We start from the raw sequence: 20244 nt of genomic DNA, 5'->3' as shown, positions 1-20244 counted from the left end.
AGCAAGCTAAAGCAGGCTCATTAATACATATAAAACGAATATAGGGCAAAGAATGTTGCGGATTTACTTGCTCTCCGGATGTGTTAGTTCTGCTGAGTTTAAAAAAAGTGCACAGTACAATTTAAAATCGCCTTTAAGAAGCACCAAAGCATCTATCTCAAAAGAACTGGAATTGCTTACTTCTTGACAAAATAAGTGGTAATCTTAATCCTCTCGTTGTTCTTTCTAATTAGCTATCAATTTAAAGAGCATCAAACTGAAGCCGTTTAAAATACATACTTCGTGATCGCTTAATTGGAAATTCCTACGGATTTTCCGCTGGTTCATTCCCTTTTTGCTAAATTAATGCCTTAATCACACCACGATCCTTACACCTCAACGTTAGTACCAATATGAGAAATTACATTACCTCAATAGTAGTATTACTAGTTTTTCAGACAACGCTCTTGGCTCAAGATAATATTGTCGCATACGGTATTCCTGATAACGTATTTAAAAAAGAATACGCTGAAATCAATAAATACAGAAGTCAAATTAATTTCCCACCTTTTATAGGTTGGAGTTTAGACAGTAAAAAAATGCTATTTAATGGTGGTAAGAGCATGTATGCAATGAAAAATTATAAGTCTGAAATTAAAGAATATAAAAAGTCTAGCCAAAATTTTAGTTCTCATCTGTCACCAAATCATAAATATTTTCTCTATCAAGAAGATGAGAACGGAGATGAAGAGTATCAACTGTTTGTATACGATATAGCTAAGAATACAAATAAAGCACTATCAAAAAAAGGAGACAAAACTTACGACCCGTTTTGGAGTTCAGACAATAGTAAAATTGCTTATAAATCCAATAAAGAAAAGGCTGCACGTGTTGATTTATACGTACGAGATATTTCGAAAGAAAATAAGGCAGAACTCGTTTTTAAGGACTTTTCGGATGATGGACAGATATATGATTGGAGCTCTGATAAAGAACTAATCTTAGCTGTCAAAGTTATTTCAGAGAATGATAAAGTACTGTATCTAATTAATGACAATTCTTACGCAATTGAACAATTAAATTCTGGTAATACTGAAGTAGCTTATTCAGATGCTAAATTTATCCCTAATAGAAATGCCTGTTTCATAGTTTCAGATGAATTTTCAGAATTCTTACAACTCCATTATTATGATTTGGCAACTAGAGAGTTTACGACAATTACTACAAATATACACTGGGATGTTGAAGCGATAACCATTGATAAACAAGGACAGAAAGCTGCATTTAGTACTAATGAAAATGGATTATCACAACTTTACATTTTAGACATACCTACTCTAAAATATACTAAAGTGAATGAGGTCCCTAATGGTATTATAAGCGATTTGACCATGAATCCAAAAGGAACAGAAGTTGGGTTTAATTTTTATTCAAGCACCTTCAGTAGAAAGATTTATGGATATACTATAAAAGAGAATAGGTTAAATCAATATACGAGAAAAGGTAAACCACAAACAGATTCAATCGTTTTTGTAAAGGCAGAACCCTTTACATTTAAAAGTATTGACACCAAAACAAACAATGAATACAAGATACCTGCATATATCTATAAATCCAAAAAAGAATCATCACCTGTTTTCATAGACATTCATGGAGGCCCTGAATATCAGGCTAGAGCTTCTTTTAATGGCTTTTATCAATATTTAGTGAATGAACTGGGTGTAACGGTGATAGTTCCAAACATTAGAGGCTCCAATGGCTATGGAAAGACCTATATGAAAATGGATGACGGTCTCAATCGAGAACATGCTATTCAGGATATAGGAGGGTTACTCAAGTGGATTAAACTTCAAGATTATTTAGACGAAAATCGTGTTGCTATTCACGGAGAGTCTTATGGTGGTTATGTGGTTCTTGCCTCACTTGCAAAGTTTCCGAACGCTATAAAATGTGGAATCGACATCGTCGGTATTTCGAATTGGATTACGTACCTAAATAATACAAGTGCTTACCGAAGAGATTTGAGAAGGGTTGAATTTGGTGATGAACGCAATACGGAAATGAATACCTACTTAAAGAAAATCTCACCGGTTAATCAGGTCAATGACATAAAATCCCCATTGCTAATTTTTCAAGGATTACATGACCCTAGAGTCGATTATAGAGAAGCTGAACAGATGTATGAGTCCATAAATAAGCAAGAAAAAGAGGTTTGGTATGTCTTGGCCAAAGATGAAGGTCACGGATTTCATAAATACAAGAACTACTTATTGCAAAAAAATCTTACGATATCATTCCTTAAAAAACATTTATCTATAGAATAAATTCTGGTGCTAACAGTACTGCCTGTTGCAAAAGTTAGCAAAAAGATAACATAGGGTTTATAAGCAATTTAAAGGTGGGTCTTAATTCATGGGATGCAAGGAACCTGTGCTGAGTTAAGCGAATTAAAACCATATCACGAGCTGTTGTTCTTGAATATTTTAATCTTAAATAAATTAAAATGAACTAAAAGATGCCAATCCCCCTTTTTAAAAATACCCTGTTTCATTCAGCTTCTTTGAACTATTTCATTAAACGAGCTATCTCTTTTTATTAATCGGTCATGTACCTTGCGCGGTAAAAGTATTTTTGCCACAATTCTTGTGCACTTTACGCCACCGGTAAAGAACAGCAGGTAATACATCCAAGTCCTCACAATCTTGTGCCACACGGCCTTTGCTACAACTCAATTCTAATGCTTTTTGCTTAAGCGCTGTAATACTATTTGGCTTAACGTCTTGTAATTGCTAAGTTAAGGACCTGTAATCAGCAGCATTCAGCTATAGGTCCAGTTTAATGTAGTATTTCCAGTCAATGGAATTTAGAAATAGTAGCGTGAAAGATTAACATAAAAAATAATCGTAATTTACCAACTAGTGAAAAGTAAAGTAATATGAGAAAAGTAGTTTTAGCTGGTTTAGTACTGATTTTCTGTTTCGGATTTCAATTGCATGCTCAGAAAAAATCGCTGTTCAATGGAACGAATCTAGAGGGTTGGACAAACTATGGTACTGAAAAATGGTATGTTGAAGATGGATTATTGGTTTGTGAAAGTGGCCCGGATCAGGAATACGGTTATTTGGCAACAGATAAACAGTACAAAGATTATGTTCTAACCTTAAAATTTAAGCAAGAAGCAGATGGTAATAGCGGAGTTTTTATTCGTTCTACAATTGAAGGGACTAAAATTTCAGGTTGGCAGGTAGAAGTAGCTCCAAAAGGAATGCACACAGGGGGTGTTTATGAGTCTTATGGCAGAGGATGGCTGATTAAACCAACTCCTGAAAAAGAAGCGGTATTAAAAGAAGGAGAATGGAATGCAATGAAAATTAGAGTGGTCGGTGATGAATTAACTTCCTGGTTAAACGGCGAAGAAATGGTCTCGATTGCTGATGAAAAAATTGGAAAGGGAGTGGGTTCTATTGCTTTACAAATTCATTCTGGAGGCGGAATAAAAGTGAAATGGAAGGATATTATGATTGAAGAACTAAACTAGTTTGATTAATGAAGCAGAATAAGCTGCATGAGCCAATTGTTAACAGCAAAAGAATACAAGGGTGTGCAACGAAGAATTCCATTTCTCAAGCAATTGAAAAATATTAGATACCCTCTATGATCGGATTAATTTTACTGTACTGGATCGGAAAATACTATTATCAATTAGCAGAAGCTCACGGTAAAAGCAAATGGGGTTTTGCCATGCTGGGCATTGTTGCCTATTATGTGGGTGCTGTTGTTTCAGGTATCGTATTAGGTATTGTTATAGAGCTTATTGCTCCGGGTTATTTTGATACGATCAATGATTTTCTGCTGAGTCTGATGCTCCTTCCTTTTGGTATTGCCTGTACCTATTTACTCTACTATTATTTCAAAAGATCCTGGGAAAAGCAGGCCCCAAAGATCAGTATTGAAAAAAGCGATACTAATGAACAAACGGAGGTTGGTCTTTAAATAAGCGATAGACTTATTTAGAAACCTAAATCTATAAAACCTGACTCATCATTAGCTAAATAAAGAGCAAACAAATTCTAGTAATAAGATGATTAATGATGCCATAATTCTATTTTAAATTAACAGCCCCCTAAGAGGTTTTAAAGGACGATGATTAAGATTAAATTAGTTGTTTTTATTTTTAGAATACTAGGGTTCAAACATATCCCTAATACCTAGAACAGCAAATTACTGTTACCCTTGATTTATAAATAACGACCTGTATTTTATAAATCCAGATATAAGGAAAAAAAATAAAAAACTCAATTACAAGTACTTAAAAAGCTATTTCACATATAAATGCAGTTAAATACTAAACTCATAAACTCAACCAAAAAGCAGCAAGAATAGTTATGAAAACCTTTAATTTGTAGGGTTCAAGGTTGACCAATTGCATTCAGTATGATTAAACAGTTCTTCGCAAAAAAAAATCTCCCCAATACTGTTTTAGTAAATCTTGTCTTGATTCTTTTTTTAAATACTACAATTTGTATAGGTCAGGAATTACAAATTGAATGGAAACAAAAAAGCCTCACTTTTAAGCAAATCAAAGACAGTATAGCGTCTAAATATCCAGATTTAGAATTGGCGCGTCCTTACGCACAGATGTATTTGGATAAAGCCAAACTCAAAAATGATTCCCTAGAAATAGCTACCGGTTACGATTATCTTGCGCGCTTATACGATCCTCTCATAAATATAAAATATGCTGATAGTGTTATTTTATACTCCTTAAATTCAAAGCATAAAAATTTTCCCACAGTTGGCTACCAAGTAAAAGGGTATTGGCTTTATCAAATGGGAAACTATCAAGAAGCCATAGATGCCTATTTATTAGCCTACAATTCAGCTATTGAAAAAAACAACATACCAAGGCAAATAGAAAGTGTTAACGCTATTGTGGCGCTAAAAGACAGATGGGGAGATTCTAAAGAATCTTTGATTTTACTTAAACAGCAGCTCAAACTAATCAAGAATCAAACCAATTATCGAACTGATTTTAAAGAAGATTATTTATACAACCTTTATAACACTACATTATCCTACCAGAGAAATAAGCAGTATGATTCTGCTTCTATCTTTATAAATAAAGGAATACAGGAGAGTCTGGCATTACAAGATTCGTTGAGCTATTATGATTTTGTTTTTACCTCAGGAATAAATTTGTTGAAACAAAAGGATTTTCTGAAAGCTAAAGACAGTTTAGAAAAATCGAAACCGTATATAGACAACTATAGATTACAAATTTACCATTCTAATTTAGCCAGAGTTTATAAAGGACTGGGCGATTTAGAAAAATACGAAACACATCTGAAAATCACAGACTCTTTATACGAAGTAGGAAAAGACCCTTCTCCTGATTTAAGGAACATTTATAGTGAACTTGCTGATATCTACAAGTCTAAAGGAGATGTAGTTCTTGAGCTCAAATACATTAATAAACAAATAGCTATTGATAGCGTATTGACTGCTAATGAAAATTACATCAGTACAGCTATTGTTAAAAAATATGACATTCCTAAATTAAAATCAGAAAGAGACCAGTTGATTAAACAACTTAATGACTCAAAAAGTTCCCGTACATTAGAAAACTATAGTGCTATTAGCATCTCTGTTGTTCTTACACTACTATTGGCTTATCAGTTTTTTAAGAGATATACCTACAAAAAGAGGTTTCAACATCTGATGGAGACTAGGGCTGGTGATTCCGAAGATAAAAAAAACAGCGCCGTTGAATCAGCATCCCAGGCACTAGATATTTCAAATGAACTGGTGGCTGAGATTCTGACTAAATTAGAGGTATTTGAAAAAAGCAAAGGCTTTTTAAATAAGGATTTAAAGTTGTCCACTTTAGCAAATCAGTTAGAAACAAATTCTACTTATTTATCGAAAACGATCAATGCCAAAAAGGGAAAGAACTTTTCAACGTATCTCAAGGATTTACGCATAGAATACGCTGTTAAACTCTTAAAATCAAATCGTAAATTAAGAAGTTATACGATTACAGCGATTGCTCACGAAGTAGGTTTTAAAAGCTCTGAATCGTTTTCAAAAGCTTTCTTCTCCAAAACCGGTATCTATCCTTCTTATTTTATTAAACAGCTAAATAAAGCGGATGCTTAGTGTTACTGATCGATCACAAATACAAAGCAATCTTAAACTCTAAACGCCATGCAAAAGCCCAAGGTCTATACATTAAACGCTGCTCGCTTTGATACACTTGCTGGTTTTTATACCACACTGTATCGCGTGATTCCCTTTTTACCAGAGTATAAACCGGCCCACAATCTCGATGCGCTTCATGATGTGCTTTATTCCGGTTTTGGTAAGCTTCCGGTTATTTTGATTTGGAAACATGCACATAAAAGCAAACAAGACTTGGGCTTCGAAGCCACTCGGGATTTCTATCAGAGTAAACTACCTCAGGGTATTAAACCCTGTGGCGGTACCAATAAAACTAATAGCGGTAATCCTTATAACATCCAATGGGTACATAACAAGATAACCGCATTAGAAAATGATCAGGGAGAAACACTTTTTGAGATTCTACTGGAGCTATTTGCAGCGCACAAAACCTTTCGACTCATCCTCAATTAGAACTATTTTGTATATCTGTACGATTTAAAAGCGCGCTTAAAGCTTAATATTCCGTTAAGCAGCGCGCGTTTTTCCAAGAAGCTTAATAAATTGGCTGCTTCAAACGCTATATCATGGCAGATTCAGAGACGAAAAGATCGCGCTACAAGAAAAAAAGATATGTGATTCCCATAGTTCTGATCGCACTTTTAATTGCATTCAGAATTTATCTTCCCACTCTGGTTAAAAACTACGTAAATAAAGTACTGGCCGATATCCCGGGCTATTACGGTCAGGTAGCAGATATAGATATTTCTTTGTACCGTGGGGCGTATGCCATTGATGGTCTATACCTTAATAAAGTAAACGCAGATACGCAGGTCCCTTTCTTAAACTTCCCTAAAACCGATATTTCAGTGGAATGGAAATCAATTTTTAAAGGTAAAATTGTTTCCGAAATTGAAATGCTTAGTCCGGAAATTATTTATGTTTTTGAAGATCAACAAACCAACAATTCGGAAGGGGATGCAGATGTTGATGACTGGACCAAAGCCATAACAGAACTGGTTCCATTAGAAATAAACCATTTTGAAGTACACGATGGAAAACTGGCTTTTGTGCAACTTGCTGCAGATCCTAATGTTGACCTTTCAATAGAAAAACTCGAACTCACCGCAGACAATTTGCGTAACGTGGTAGCACAAAATCGGGTACTCCCCTCGCCTATAAAAGCAACCGGAATTTCTTTTGGTGGCGGAAAAATACAGCTAGACGGTGCACTCAACATCCTCAAAGAAATTCCGGATATGGATATGGAGCTTTCGCTACAACAAGCCAATGCCACCGCACTTAATGATTTTACAAACTATTATGCAGGGATAGATTTCGACAGCGGTACAGTAGAATTATACAGCGAGCTTGCCATTGCAGACGGTTACCTGAAAGGCTATATGAAACCGCTTCTAATAGATACTAAACTCCTTGGTCAAGAAGATGGTTTCCTGGAAACTTTGTGGGAAGGCTTTATCGGCTTTTTTAAATTTGCTTTGAAAAATCAACGTACTGATACCCTGGCTACCGAAATACCACTTTCCGGGGATTTAAATAATATTAAGGCCGGTGTATGGCCAACGATCGGAGGGATTTTAAAGAATGCCTGGATTAAAGCATTTAAGGGAGAAACTGACGATTCTATAGAGTTTAAGGATGCGTTTAAGGAAGAGGCTACTTTAACCGGAAAAGAAAAAAGAGAAGCCAGAAGAGCAACTAGAAAACAAGAACGGGAAGAACGCAAAGCAGCTAAAGCGAAAGATTCGGTATAGTATCGTAACGTTTCGCTTCAAAACCGTGAACTCCTATTAAAAGGAATGGCATTTTTTAGTTATTCCTGAAAAATTAAGTTAATCTATATGCTAAACAATATTTAAATCTGCTATTTGTTTATTATTGCAACTAATAGGTCTCCACTTTATGATGCATTACAGCGATTTGCCGAAGCAGCCTACGGTTTTTATGTCTTACTGGAATGTAGGTAAATTACTCTATGGCGCGCTGTTTTTATTTATTTTGGAAACGGTTTTTTACTACACTAAATTTCTGGAAGCCTATACAGAAGAAACCATCCTTATTATCGCATTCTGGCTTTGGTCCCTGATGTTTTCATTTATTCATATATTTTTAGTTACAATGGATGTCTGGTCGCGTTTTCAGAATTACAAACGGGTAAAAGATCATTTATTTCAGCACGGCTTTACGCCTAAAATCGCAGAGCATTACCGGGGAAGTAAATGCCAGCGTATGGCGTTGATAGCTGCAGCTAAAGAACTGGGTATGGAAACCGAAATCAAACAATACTATTACGAACTAGGTGTAAAATGGTATCATTTTATACCTCAGTTCATGGTTCAGGACCCCTGGTTTCCCTTTAAAAAATACTTTTGGTCCAGAACCTTTTTAGAGAAATATTATGAGCCTAAATTTGATTTTAGAAACGCTAAAAAATTAACGGCTTAATGCTACACGCAACAGAATTAAGCAAGTCTTACAAATCGGGTAACGCGCTTCACAACTTTTCTATTGAATTAAAACCGGGTGTCATCTCTGGCTTATTAGGCAGAAATGGAGCAGGCAAAACCACTTTATTTAAGATTCTGTGCGGTTTGATTACTCCAGATTACGGCACGGTGGCTGTAGCATCCAAACGAGCAAAACCAATAGGTGCAGTTATTGAACAACCCGGCTTATACGGCTACCTAAACGCCTATGAAAACCTTAGACTGTTCGCGCAAATTCAGAAAGCTCCTGCCGATGTAAATAGCGTCAAAAACTATCTGGAAAGCGTGGGACTACCCGTAGACCGTAAAGATCCTGTACGCAACTTTTCTATGGGCATGAAACAACGTCTGGGCATTGCGATTGCGCTACTCAACGATCCGGATATTCTGATTCTTGACGAACCCTTTTCGGGTCTTGACCCAACCGGTGTTGCTTCGCTTATCAAACTGATTAAAAAACTGGCTACTCAAAATATCGCTATTTTGCTTTCTTCGCACTTGATGACCGAATTGCAAAAGTGTTGTGACTATCTCTATGTCATAGACAACGGGACTTTGGTAAATAAAGGGGAAACCAGGATGCTACTTGACGGATTAATTTCGAGGTATACGATCACTGCTACTAATATTGAAACGAGCAGAACACTCCAACCCTACTTAGTAGCTGCTGAAAAAAATACGGCCTCTATCAAATGCAGCAGTGAACACATACCGGGAATCTTACAAAATGTATTGGAAGAAGGTTTTGCGGTAACTTCATGCCTGCCTGATATCACCTTAGAACAATTGGTAATTCCGTTAGCACCATGATGATCCCATTATTAAAAGCCGAATTGTTCAAACTTTTTCGCGAAAGTAAAACCTGGTATGCGATAGGAGCAGTTCTATTGATTGAAGGCATTATCCTAACCGCTGCATATTATCAAGGTGCCACCATCTTAGAATTGCTCTTAGACAACCTCAGACAATCTTTTTATTTTGAAGGAAATCTGCTCAATGGCAACTTGCTGTTGTACATTATCCTGAATTCGCTGTGGTTTAATTTACCGCTCATTTTGATGATCGTAAGCTCTGCCCTCATCACTGAAGAATACAAAAACGGAACCTTAAAAACCTTGATGTTACAAGCTGTGAGCAAAGGGCAACTCATCACAGCAAAATACATCACTTCCTTTATTTTTACAGCACTTATTCTGGCCTTGCTGATGCTCACCACTTTTATTCTAGCTTACAGTATTTTTGGCAGCGGAGATCTGGTCGTGTATTTAGGAACGCTTAATTTTTTCCCGGCAGACGAGGCTTTTAAACGCATTTGCTTCGCTTTTGCTTCCGGTTTGTTGAGTATGCTGTTTTTTACCACGGTTAGTCTTACGCTGGGGATTTTGCTTAAGGAACCGGCTAAAACCTGGATTGCTTCAGCTTTTTTTCTGATTTTATGCTCGTTATTGCTTAAAGCTGATTTTGGTTTACCCACTGTAGAACGTTTCTTTTTTCCGAAGCTTACCAATGCGTGGCAGCATTTTTTTGATTATGAATTGGATATAAATTCTATTTTGATAGACAACCTGTTACTTGCAGGATATACCGTGTTTTTTGCTGTAGTAGGGATTTATCTGTTTACTAAAAGAGATATAGGATGATAAAATACTTATGCCTAATTGCTGCACTATGTTGTGTTTTATACACTTCGGCTCAAGAGATTGATACTGATTTAATTGCGATTAAAGAACGTATGGATGCAGTGAATGGGTTTACTGCAGATCTCGAACTCGACTTAGAAGCTCCTTTCATCAATATGCCCACCAAGCACGCGTCTATGGAATATCAAAAGGGAAAAGACATCAGGTTTTCTAGTGATGATTTTGTGGTCTTACCCAAACGCGGACTCGATTTTGCTTTGTCTGAATTATTTGAGCATCCCTTTATTACTGTAAACCGCGGTGAAGAAACACTTCACGGAATCTCTGTAAAAGTACTCCATGTGATCCCTACCGGGGATGAGTCTGATATGGCTTTAGCAACGCTGTATCTTGATACTCAAAATCAACGTATCGCCGCTTCTGAAATTACTACCAAAAAACAAGGCACTTACAAGCTGGATATGAAATACACCGCAGCTCAGGATATTTTACCCGATTACGTCGAAGTTTCTTTTGCTATCGAAAAGCTCAAAATACCCTTGAATTTTATGGGTAGTGATACCAAGATAGATCGAAAAACCATGCGTAATATGGATACCAAAACCGGAAAGATCAAACTGAAGATCACCAATTATAAAATCGATTAATCACGGGTTATCCTAACCGGGTTACCACTTCATATTCTGCAAACGCACGGCATTTAAAATTGCCAGAAAAGCAACACCTACATCAGCAAATACTGCTTCCCACATAGTGGCCAAACCACCTGCTCCCAGAATAAGTACAATGGCTTTTACTCCAAAAGCCAACGCGATATTCTGCCAAACGATCTTGCGGGTAGATTTCCCTATTTTAATCGCCTGTGCCACTTTTGAAGGTTGATCAGTCTGTATGATGATAGCTGCTGTTTCTATTGCTACATCACTCCCTAAACCTCCCATAGCTATCCCCACGTCACTGGTGGCTAATACTGGTGCATCATTAATACCATCACCTATAAACGCAACTTGAGTCGTTTTATCTTGTTGTAGTCGCTCCACTTCGTTCAATTTATCTTCCGGAAGTAAACCTCCTTTTGCATAATCCAGACCGAGTTCGTTTGCGGTTTGTTGCGTAATGGCATCTTTATCCCCTGAAAGCATGATGATCTGCTTGATTCCGGCTTTTCTAAGCTGGATTACGGCTTCTTTCGCATCGACTTTCAATTCATCTGCAAGCACCACATAGCCCGAAAATGCAGTGTCAACAGCAACCATAACAACAGATTCTACGATCTCATCCACCTCAGCAGGCACAGGAATATTATGAGCAGTCAGCAACGCTTTATTTCCTGCCAGAACGGTTTTTCCATTCACGTTTCCTTTTAAACCTTTACCGGCGATTTCTGAAACTTCGCTTGCAGAAAAAGCAACGCCTTGCACATGGTATTCACCCACAGCGGTTGCAATAGGATGTGTAGATTGAGCTTCTATAGCGGTAAGGTAATTCATCAATTCGTCTTCAGAAAAACCCGATTTGTTTTCAATCTGTTTGATCTTAAAAACACCTTGAGTTACGGTTCCGGTTTTATCCATCACCACGGTATTTATCTTAGTTATCGCATCTAAAAAAGAAGCTCCTTTAAATAAAATCCCGTTGCGCGATGCAGCCCCCAGTCCCCCAAAATACCCTAACGGAATCGAAATCACTAAAGCACACGGACATGAGATTACCAGAAAGATCAACGCTCGATATAACCAGGCTCTAAAAACATAATCTTCCACAAAAAAGTAGGGTAACAGCGTAACTGCAATTGCAAGAACAACCACGATAGGTGTATAAACCCGTGCAAACTTCCGGATGAATAACTCGGTTTTAGACTTTCTGGAGGTTGCATTTTGAACCAAATCTAAAATACGGGCAATCGAACTGTCTTTGAATGCAGCTGTGGTTTCCAGTTCGATAACGCTTTCCAGATTGATGCTTCCGGCATAAACCGGCGCTCCTTTTTTTACCGTATCGGGTTTACTTTCTCCCGTTAATGCAGCCGTGTTTAGAACTGCTTGATCACTCAGTAACCTTCCATCTAAAGGAATCTTCTCTCCTACTCGTACCTGAACCTTTTCGCCTACAGCAACTTCATCTGGTTCAACAGCGGTAAACGCATTCTGACGAAAAACCAATGCTTCATAGGGTCTTACATCCAGTAGGGCTTTGATATTGCCTTTAGCCTTGTCTACCGCAGCATGCTGAAACAACTCACCCACCGCATAAAACAACATCACGGCAACCCCCTCAGGGTATTCTCCCAATGCAAATGCACCGATAGTCGCTAGGGTCATTAAAAGAAATTCAGTGAAAAAATCCCCGTTACGAATATGCTCCCAGCCTTCTTTCATCACCGGGAATCCCACCGGGATATAAGCTACTATATACCACGCCAAACGCATGTATTCTTTAAAGAAAGTAACTTCAAAGTAATCTAAAGCAATGCCGGTAACCAGTATCACAAAACTAAATATACCCGGAATATAGGTCTTAAAGCCAGCTCCTTGGTCTCCGTGATCGTGATTGTCATCTGCGTGATTAGGCCTTTTTGTATTCGTAGAACAACAGCTGTCGTTCTCGTAGGTAGGTGTGGTATTTTGAGCTTCTGTATTCATAGGTGCAAGGTCTATAAATAAGCAATGCAACAGAAGTGCAATTAATAGGCACTACAACTATCGCAGATGCCTTTCACGACCAGATTGGCATCCTCAGCCATAAAACCTTCGGGAAGGTTGATGTGTGGTATTTTATGTTGAGTAAGACAAATGGTCTTATCGCAGGAATTACAATGAAAATGTAAATGCAAATCCCTATCGATTTCACAATTACAGCCCGGTTCACACAAGGCGTATTTCAACACGCCGGTACCATCATCTATTTGATGTACAATCCCTTTTTCTTCAAAGGTTTTTATCGTTCGGTATAAGGTCGTACGTTCGGCTTTTTGAAATGCCTGTTCAACATCGGTTAAGGCCAGCGCATTGTTTTTCTCAGCCATATATTTGTATATTAAAATACGCATCGCCGTAGGCCGTATGCCGTTACTGTCTAATTTGCGTTCTATTTCGGTCATTACAACGTATTTTAAATGGGTTCAGAAAATGAAACTTTATAATTAGTGCGTTATCAGCTCCCGATGCTTCAGCCCCCAGGTTGCTATTACTTCGGTTAACTCTTTTAACGAAGCGCCATAAGGTGTTATTTTATAATGAACACAAACCGGCTTTGTATGTGCTACGGTACGCTCAATGAGTTTATTCATTTCTAAATCTTTCAATTCCCTACTCAGCATTTTACCGCTAATGCCGGGCACTTGACGCATCAATTCTGAATAGCGCATTCCTTTATAACACAAACAAGCTATGATTGAAACCTTCCATTTGCCGCTTAATACATCCATCGTATCGTGAATTGCCCGTATTTTTTCATTGCAGGTTAACAGCTTCACATCTTCCATTTCAATTGCTTTAAGTGGTTACTCAAATGTCACTGACACTTTACGTCACAAAGTTACTTTATGTCACTAAGCTTAACTAATTTTGCTTCTTATAAATAAATAGTACTATGAGTTTAATAGAAGATCTTAAATGGCGCTATGCAGCTAAAAAAATGAATGGCGAGCAGATACCAGAAGACAAATTAAATTATATTTTAGAAGCTGCCCGCCTGGCTCCTTCTTCATCAGGTTTACAGCCTTATAAGATATTTGTGATTTCTAATAAAGAATTGCTGAATAAAATTAAAGATGTAGCTTGGAATCAAAGTCAGGTTGTAGACTGTTCTCATCTGCTTGTTTTTGCTGCTTGGGATGGTTATACTGATGCGCGGGTAAGTGCGGTTTTTAATTATACTATGGATCAACGTGGATTGCCTCATGAGACTATGGATGATTATAAACAAAACATCATGAGTTTATACGAACCTTTAGGAAAAGAGTGGCAAGCTGACCACGCCGCTAAACAAAGTTATATTTCATTTGCGATGGCTATAGCTGCAGCAGCGGAGCAAAAAGTGGATGCGACCCCTATTGAAGGCTTTTTACCTCCTGAAGTCGATAAACTTTTAGAACTTGAAGGAAGCGGGTATAAAAGTACCTTGCTTCTGACTTTAGGGTATCGCGATGCGGATAACGACTGGCTTGTGAATATGAAGAAAGTGCGTACCCCAAAAGAGGATTTTATTACAGAAATAAAATAACACGTCAAATACAAGCACAAAAAAGCCCGGAGTTCCGGGCTTTTTTTTTATTAATGAATCAGGGGATTTATTAATTATTTTCTTACAGTTTCTATTATACCTTGCGTTGATGAAGTTGGAGTTCTTTCTACAGGAGTATACACAACTTTAAAAGTCTTACCTTCTAAATTACCGTTTATTAAATCAGGACTTTTAGTCTCTTCATAAGCCTCTAAAACAACAGCTTGTTGATTGGTGTTAGTAAAAAAGTAGTAACCACCTTCATACCCGTCAAATGTAAGTTGATTTTGAACAACATCCTCATGCACTGACGCTGTTGATTCTGGGCTATTAAAGCCGCTTAAACTGATTACTACGATACTAAATATGGTGATTAAAGTTTTCATTATTCTCTTATTTATACCTCTAATTTACAAAGCATAAACCCCTAAACAAGATGTCTTAATCATACTTTAGCATCAAATACTAAAGCTTTCCTAATAAACAACCCAATACATCATTTTTTAAGAAAAACCTTAAGATTTAGCGTCTTAACAATAATCTTTTTAATCCTTTGCCTGTTTGGGTTCCAGCCATAAATATCCCATTGCCAGAAGGAAAATCATAAGGAAATACAACGGGTTAATAGCTTGTTTTAAATAAAGGGGAGTTTCTTCAGAAGCGCTGCTTTTGAAATAATTTTCGTTTGCCAGTATTCGCGCTCTGGATGATTTTGCCTGCCAGTCTAAAGAATCCAAAACATAATAAGAATGGGTTGAAACAATAGAATCTGTTTTTAGTTGCAATTGATGCCAGCCGGATTGTTCTGGGTAAAAAGTAACACTCCACAGATCTTCAATATCAGGATCTCCCGAAACAGGAAGTGAAGCTCCGCTCGCATCTTGTACTTTAAAATCGTTTAACGTGGTCCTGAATTGTATGTCATAGGGTTCATTTTTATAAACCGACTGGTGAGAATCCTCCCAATACACCACTTCATCTTCAGCTCTTAAAACTGGTTTTAAAAGTTCACTCCACACCGCTTTATAAGCAGCTTTATTTCCTTTAAGCTGTAAGGCATAGGTATTTGTCAATACTGTAGTACTCACGCTACCAAAACCCAAAAATCGCTGAGCTGCCAGTAAAGAATTTCCACTTTTTAAAGTCGCATTTATATCTGAGCTGGGATTAAATAAATATCCAAATATTGAGACACGCACTCCGTTTTCTAAGTTAATTTCGCTTAGTGACGTACGCGTAAACTTAAAATTCAACAGCGGTTGATTCCCGTAAAACAAATTTTCGTCTGGCATTAGAAAAACACCCATTCCCTGCTGCGCTACTGCTGTACGAACCGCATACTGTTCTTTTCTCGAAAGCGAATTCCAGGCTCCTCCATCCAGAATCACCAGATCTATAGTTTCTAAAACTGTAGTATTTAAACTTTGAAGCGTTTCCCGTTCCCGGTTAAAATACTCATACTTAAACTTACCTTGCGTCAAGCGGTTGCGAACTAAAACTTTATGATTCAATGCTGCTAAGAAGTTCTTCAGATACTTGATCTCAAAAGTAGGAAAGGCATTAAGCATTAAAATATTCAACTGCTGTTTGGGAAGCACATGTAATGGAAGTGGTTCGCGTTGAATTTCAATCCCGGTGGAATCTTTTTCTACCAACTCATATACAAAATTGCCCGGTGCTTTTAATCTCGCTTGAAGCGAAAAAACCGTATCCTGACTTCTGTTGAATCTCACAGAATCGATCGCTAGATTTCCCGGAGCTTCTAATACGATTTGATTTCCTATTTTAGGTTTAGCATACTGTGCTTTTACATTCCATGCATCACCTTCAACCGCACTCGTTTTATAATTCACGTTGTTGATACCGGCAGGAAATGCTCCTGATAAAAATGCTACATTTTTGTCTGCTAACTGCCAGAAATCGTAGGGTTGAACCCCGGTTCCCAAAATGAATACCTTACGCAAAGAATCCAATTGAGATTGTAGTATATGATCGTTATAAATCACTTCCTCGAGCTTTGGATTCGTTTTTTTAAGACTATCCAACTGACTTTCTTGATAACCTTGGGTCAACAATACACCTTGTTTGCCTTCGATTTCAAACCTACTTGCCGGCTTCAATGCTAAAACCGCTAAAGCTAAAATTGCTACCAAAGCAACCCCGATGCGTATCACAAAAGTACTGCTGCTTTTTCGAGACCATTCTTTGATTAAAAAAACCACAAAAAGAACAACTGTACTGAACAGCACAGGAATCCAATAATCGATATTTATAAAAGTAAAATCACTCATCAGCGTCTAACTTTTTAACCAGCAACGCGTCTAATTTGCTATAATGTGACTTTATTTTTGAAGGATTTGCTTCCTGCTCGGGTAATGCTTTTAGGAGTCCGTTTTGTAAACGTTTTAAGTCTTCAACTTGGGTATTCAGGTTTTTAGAAATCCACCGCAGTTGTTGCAAAGTCTCTAAGTAATTTCCCGGATGCTCTATCGCCAAAGCTGCCAATTCATTACCTGCCGCTTCAAAAGTTTCTTGATCTACAGAAGTTATTTCCCTTTGATGTGCAATCAATTGTTCTAATCTGCTAATCGCTTTCCGCAAAGCTTTAAAGTTTTCAGATTCTTTAAAATCTTCTTGCTTTGTAAAACTATCCACATCTTTGAGTTCACCACTCAAGCGCTTATCTTCTTTTATAGGTGGCGGGTCAAACCCGATGCGATGCACGTAAATACGGGAACTATTTTTTAGTTCCTGAATCAGTTCTAAGGCTTCATATTGATACGGCAACGATTGTTTTGGGTCATACATACGCAAATGCAACTCAGCATCCCACATAATGTTTAATGCCGCTCGCAGCTTACGCTTAAGCGACTTCGCAAAAAGCGTCGATTCCTCAGGATCATCGTGGTTGTGCACATACTTTTCCAGTGGATTTTCCTCTTCACCTTCTTTCTCTTCGTGCTCATGCTCATCTTCCACAAGATTATGCTCGTTAGCACCGTCATGCTTGTGTGAGTATTCTGCAAGCAGATCATCGGTTTCAGCTTCAATCGCTCCGGGGTCTCCTTGCTGTGCAGCCAGACCACCTTCTGCTTCATCCCCCATAAATTCCCCGTATTTTAACCGCAAACTTTTCTGGTCAAATGCCAGTTCATTACTGGTAGTATTAAACGCTTTAGTACTAAGTTTAGACTTGTTTTTGATCAGTTTTTCGGTGTCAATGATGAGTTGACGCTGACTTCTAAAATAATCAGGAATCAGGTCTACTCCCATCCCGCCGGCCTCCACAAACTCATACTGGGTCGTGTCTTTAATCACGGCAAAATAGGTTTCACTTCGGGCGATATTAGGTTTAGGCGTTTTTAAATCTTGCGCCTGAATATAAAAATAGAGTTCATCTCCCGGTTCCATGTTAAGAGCATCCAAATTGATTTTTTGTAAAAGCGATTGCTGTTTAGTTCCTGTTGCTATGGCAGTATTAAATGCAATTTTCTCCTCCCTAAACTTCACCGATTCTCCCGAGCCCCGACTCACCGTTGCAACAATAAACGCATCGGCAATACCATAATCATCAGTGATTTGAATTTCAAAACGGATTGTTTTTTCATCCTGGGGTTCAAAAGAAGTAAATGGGTCTAAATTGAATATATCTACTTGTGGTGCTTCGTCGTACATGGTTTCTATGCTATGCAAATCCGATATATAGACGTTGCCCAGCGTATCTACAAACTTAAAATTGTAAAAACCGGAAGCTGAGACGTGTTGACTTCTTTGATACGTATCTCCGTTGGGTTGCATCAAATACTGTGTTGATTGACTTTCCATAAAAACAGAATCTACTTTCTGATCAAACTGCAAACTCCACGTGATCTGTGAACCTTCAAGTGCTTTGATATCCATACTTTCAGTACTTCTTGAACCTAAGGAAGTGTATGCAGGATAACGCAGCTTTACCGATTGCTTGATGATTTTAGGAGGGATTTGTTGCGCTTCAGAAGAATCAACCGCCCGAACGATCATTTCATTTTCAGGTTTTACAGAGTGATTTGGTGACCGTGTACCTGTTGCTTTAAAAACGGTAAACACAATTAGTAGGGTTGCAAGAGCTCCCAAAAGGCAGATACCAAAACGCTTATAATGTACCGGTGGTTGTAAACTTTTAAGTTCTGCAGCTATTTTTTCTTCGGTTCTGTAACGTTGAATTTGCGCTAAACGCGTCAACTCTTCTTTAGGTTGAAAAACCAGTGCTGCGCTATATTCTGAATTTTGCAAATTGCCATCAACAAATTGAATAACACGTGAAATAGGTATTGAAAAAGGCTTAAAAATCACCAGTCCGATTAAGCCCATTAGTATAAAAACAAGGAGACTTAGCGCTATTTGAAACGACAATATATAGAGCGTAGCAGCAGGGATTAAAGCAAACAATACCACTTGCAACCACAAATGGGTTTGCCACCGTTGCTTAAATTTTAAAACGTTATGTTGCCCGGTACTCCTCATTGCTTTCGTATTCGGGATACCATGCGTTCAACGATCAAAACAAGTACAAGAGCCAACCAAAACCAGGGCGCAAATGGGATCATCGATGCTTTATCGAGCTGATTATCCTCATCAATTTTTAAAGGTTGTATCCCTTCGGAAGAAGCTACTCTGTTATCGTATTTATAAATTTCGATCGCTAGTTTCGGATGCAGGTTGAGTAAAGGCAACAACTGTTCAGGGAGATGGTTTGTAACTGCATGCTTACGCGTAATGAGTTGAGTCAACACATAGTTTTTAGCATCAACCGGCTCAATCAAATGAGTTGCAAATGCATCAGGATTAAACAGTAAGGTGATACCGTCAACTTCAGGGGGATTATTAGGCTGCAGCCAAATTAGAACATCTGCTTCTATTTCAGAAGGGTTCTCAATCTGCTTGAAAACTATAGGTTGATTCAGATAACTGTTTAAGGCTTCAAAACCAGCTTTTAAAAATGGGATCTGCGAGGTCAGCGAATCTGTTGCTGAAAAAGAAATAGAAAGGGTGTCGGTTGCGATTAGGCCAATACCTTTATTCAAATCCTGAGCATTCTTTGATGCTACAAATTCCTTAGTAAAATACAATTTATCACTAGTGCTATGCACGCTTAAGACCTCAACCGAATCCTGAAATTGACGCAACTGCAGAACCTCATCAACAACAGCAGTAGAATCAATCGTTATCCAGTTTATGTTTTCAGGAATTTCGGGACGCTTTCCTTTTAAACTTTTTGCTAAAGATTGCGAATACACCACAATATGATCAGCCTGTAACTCTTGAAGATCTTGAACTAATTGCCAGTAATTTATTGTGTTAGTATCTATTAATGTATCTTCAGGGTTATACGCCGAAAAACCCTTTTGTAAGAGCTTCACCTCCTCCTTTTCTGCCAGACTGTCAAGCACGAGTTTAAAAGATTGTAATTCTAGTAAACCAGGTTCTACGAGATAGACTAAATCTTGTTTTTTTGTTTGTGCTTTAGCAAAAGGCTCTGCCAAAATAAACACCAGCAACGCAACGGCAAGCATGCGCAAAAGCAACAAAATCCACTCGTTAAGATGCAGGCTGTTACTTTGTGTAGTTTCAGACTCCTGAAAGATGGAGATACTACCCACTTGGATTGTTTTGCCCTCACTTTTGCTCCACAAATGTATCGCCACGGGAACAGCGAGTCCCAACAAAGCCCATAAATACAGTGGATTAGCAAAAAACAT

Annotated in this window: 18 protein-coding genes and 1 pseudogene; 11 read left to right on the top strand and 8 right to left on the bottom strand. The window is 37.8% G+C overall.

Annotated elements, in window-relative coordinates:
- The first annotated feature begins 392 nt into the window (after positions 1-392).
- A complete protein-coding gene (locus DSM03_RS09680; RefSeq protein WP_128760317.1) occupies positions 393-2303 on the top strand; it encodes a S9 family peptidase in 1911 nt (636 codons plus the stop codon).
- 293 nt (positions 2304-2596) lie between these two features.
- Here DSM03_RS09680 and DSM03_RS19105 read toward each other — a convergent pair.
- Positions 2597-2766 (bottom strand): annotated as a pseudogene (locus DSM03_RS19105) (IS3-like element ISLbl1 family transposase); the annotation flags it as partial.
- Between the two features lie 148 nt (positions 2767-2914).
- Here DSM03_RS19105 and DSM03_RS09675 point away from each other — a divergent pair.
- The 9 genes from DSM03_RS09675 to DSM03_RS09635 all read left to right on the top strand — a co-directional run bounded on the left by DSM03_RS09675 (position 2915) and on the right by DSM03_RS09635 (position 10929).
- Positions 2915-3517, top strand: a complete 603-nt coding sequence (locus DSM03_RS09675) for a 3-keto-disaccharide hydrolase (RefSeq protein ID WP_128760316.1) — start codon at positions 2915-2917, stop codon at positions 3515-3517.
- Positions 3518-3633: 116 nt separating this feature from the next.
- Positions 3634-3972, top strand: a complete 339-nt coding sequence (locus tag DSM03_RS09670; protein ID WP_128760315.1) for a hypothetical protein — start codon at positions 3634-3636, stop codon at positions 3970-3972.
- Positions 3973-4623: 651 nt separating this feature from the next.
- The gene (locus tag DSM03_RS09665; protein ID WP_161568056.1) at positions 4624-6135 is read left to right on the top strand and encodes a helix-turn-helix domain-containing protein; all 1512 of its coding nucleotides are present in this window, start codon (positions 4624-4626) and stop codon (positions 6133-6135) included.
- A gap of 48 nt (positions 6136-6183) precedes the next feature.
- Entirely contained in the window at positions 6184-6609 is a 426-nt protein-coding gene (locus tag DSM03_RS09660) for a barstar family protein (protein WP_128760313.1), read from the top strand.
- Positions 6610-6722: 113 nt separating this feature from the next.
- Positions 6723-7910, top strand: coding sequence for a DUF748 domain-containing protein (locus DSM03_RS09655; protein WP_128760312.1), 1188 nt, complete (start codon positions 6723-6725; stop codon positions 7908-7910).
- A gap of 148 nt (positions 7911-8058) precedes the next feature.
- A complete protein-coding gene (locus tag DSM03_RS09650) occupies positions 8059-8601 on the top strand; it encodes a hypothetical protein (RefSeq protein ID WP_236638750.1) in 543 nt (180 codons plus the stop codon).
- Entirely contained in the window at positions 8601-9452 is an 852-nt protein-coding gene (locus DSM03_RS09645) for an ABC transporter ATP-binding protein (protein ID WP_128760311.1), read from the top strand. The genes DSM03_RS09650 and DSM03_RS09645 overlap by 1 nt, the downstream gene beginning before the upstream one ends.
- Positions 9449-10282: an ABC transporter permease gene (locus DSM03_RS09640; RefSeq protein ID WP_128760310.1), complete on the top strand. Its 834-nt coding sequence runs from the start codon at positions 9449-9451 to the stop codon at positions 10280-10282. Before DSM03_RS09645 ends, DSM03_RS09640 begins: the two co-directional genes overlap by 4 nt.
- Positions 10279-10929 (top strand): hypothetical protein, encoded by a 651-nt coding sequence (locus tag DSM03_RS09635; RefSeq protein ID WP_128760309.1) that lies wholly within the window; start codon positions 10279-10281, stop codon positions 10927-10929. Before DSM03_RS09640 ends, DSM03_RS09635 begins: the two co-directional genes overlap by 4 nt.
- A 21-nt stretch (positions 10930-10950) precedes the next feature.
- On the opposite strand, the gene DSM03_RS09630 is transcribed toward DSM03_RS09635, so the two are convergent.
- Genes DSM03_RS09630 through DSM03_RS09620 form a run of 3 tightly spaced genes read right to left on the bottom strand, consistent with a single transcriptional unit; the run spans position 10951 to position 13766 of the window.
- Entirely contained in the window at positions 10951-12924 is a 1974-nt protein-coding gene (locus DSM03_RS09630; RefSeq protein ID WP_128760308.1) for a heavy metal translocating P-type ATPase, read from the bottom strand.
- A 41-nt stretch (positions 12925-12965) separates the two neighbouring features.
- Positions 12966-13382, bottom strand: a complete 417-nt coding sequence (locus DSM03_RS09625) for a Fur family transcriptional regulator (RefSeq protein ID WP_128760307.1) — start codon at positions 13380-13382, stop codon at positions 12966-12968.
- A 42-nt stretch (positions 13383-13424) separates the two neighbouring features.
- Positions 13425-13766, bottom strand: a complete 342-nt coding sequence (locus DSM03_RS09620; protein WP_128760306.1) for a winged helix-turn-helix transcriptional regulator — start codon at positions 13764-13766, stop codon at positions 13425-13427.
- 107 nt (positions 13767-13873) lie between these two features.
- Between DSM03_RS09620 and DSM03_RS09615 the strand changes: the two genes are divergently transcribed.
- Positions 13874-14506, top strand: a complete 633-nt coding sequence (locus DSM03_RS09615) for a nitroreductase family protein (RefSeq protein ID WP_128760305.1) — start codon at positions 13874-13876, stop codon at positions 14504-14506.
- Between the two features lie 74 nt (positions 14507-14580).
- Here DSM03_RS09615 and DSM03_RS09610 read toward each other — a convergent pair whose 3' ends face one another.
- From DSM03_RS09610 to DSM03_RS09595, 4 genes are all read right to left on the bottom strand, one after another.
- Positions 14581-14892, bottom strand: a complete 312-nt coding sequence (locus DSM03_RS09610; protein WP_128760304.1) for a hypothetical protein — start codon at positions 14890-14892, stop codon at positions 14581-14583.
- 159 nt (positions 14893-15051) lie between these two features.
- Entirely contained in the window at positions 15052-16797 is a 1746-nt protein-coding gene (locus DSM03_RS09605; protein WP_128760303.1) for a hypothetical protein, read from the bottom strand.
- Entirely contained in the window at positions 16790-18940 is a 2151-nt protein-coding gene (locus DSM03_RS09600) for a tryptophan-rich sensory protein (protein WP_236638776.1), read from the bottom strand. The genes DSM03_RS09605 and DSM03_RS09600 overlap by 8 nt, the downstream gene beginning before the upstream one ends.
- A gap of 65 nt (positions 18941-19005) precedes the next feature.
- On the bottom strand, positions 19006-20244 hold the full coding sequence (locus DSM03_RS09595) for a BatA domain-containing protein (RefSeq protein ID WP_128760301.1): 1239 nt from the start codon (positions 20242-20244) through the stop codon (positions 19006-19008).

Source organism: Leeuwenhoekiella aestuarii, assembly GCF_004104055.1.
Lineage (GTDB): Bacteria > Bacteroidota > Bacteroidia > Flavobacteriales > Flavobacteriaceae > Leeuwenhoekiella > Leeuwenhoekiella aestuarii.
The sequence above is the reverse complement of the archived record's forward strand: the minus strand, read 5'-3'. Positions and strand labels throughout refer to the sequence as shown.

Coding starts and splice junctions, on each gene's coding strand:
- DSM03_RS09680 (WP_128760317.1), top strand. CDS start 393: ATGAGAAATTACATTACCTCAATAGTAGTATTACTAGTTTTTCAGACA.
- DSM03_RS09675 (WP_128760316.1), top strand. CDS start 2,915: ATGAGAAAAGTAGTTTTAGCTGGTTTAGTACTGATTTTCTGTTTCGGA.
- DSM03_RS09670 (WP_128760315.1), top strand. CDS start 3,634: ATGATCGGATTAATTTTACTGTACTGGATCGGAAAATACTATTATCAA.
- DSM03_RS09660 (WP_128760313.1), top strand. CDS start 6,184: ATGCAAAAGCCCAAGGTCTATACATTAAACGCTGCTCGCTTTGATACA.
- DSM03_RS09655 (WP_128760312.1), top strand. CDS start 6,723: ATGGCAGATTCAGAGACGAAAAGATCGCGCTACAAGAAAAAAAGATAT.
- DSM03_RS09650 (WP_236638750.1), top strand. CDS start 8,059: ATGATGCATTACAGCGATTTGCCGAAGCAGCCTACGGTTTTTATGTCT.
- DSM03_RS09645 (WP_128760311.1), top strand. CDS start 8,601: ATGCTACACGCAACAGAATTAAGCAAGTCTTACAAATCGGGTAACGCG.
- DSM03_RS09640 (WP_128760310.1), top strand. CDS start 9,449: ATGATGATCCCATTATTAAAAGCCGAATTGTTCAAACTTTTTCGCGAA.
- DSM03_RS09635 (WP_128760309.1), top strand. CDS start 10,279: ATGATAAAATACTTATGCCTAATTGCTGCACTATGTTGTGTTTTATAC.
- DSM03_RS09630 (WP_128760308.1), bottom strand. CDS start 12,924: ATGAATACAGAAGCTCAAAATACCACACCTACCTACGAGAACGACAGC.
- DSM03_RS09625 (WP_128760307.1), bottom strand. CDS start 13,382: ATGACCGAAATAGAACGCAAATTAGACAGTAACGGCATACGGCCTACG.
- DSM03_RS09620 (WP_128760306.1), bottom strand. CDS start 13,766: ATGGAAGATGTGAAGCTGTTAACCTGCAATGAAAAAATACGGGCAATT.
- DSM03_RS09615 (WP_128760305.1), top strand. CDS start 13,874: ATGAGTTTAATAGAAGATCTTAAATGGCGCTATGCAGCTAAAAAAATG.
- DSM03_RS09610 (WP_128760304.1), bottom strand. CDS start 14,892: ATGAAAACTTTAATCACCATATTTAGTATCGTAGTAATCAGTTTAAGC.
- DSM03_RS09605 (WP_128760303.1), bottom strand. CDS start 16,797: ATGAGTGATTTTACTTTTATAAATATCGATTATTGGATTCCTGTGCTG.
- DSM03_RS09595 (WP_128760301.1), bottom strand. CDS start 20,244: ATGTTTTTTGCTAATCCACTGTATTTATGGGCTTTGTTGGGACTCGCT.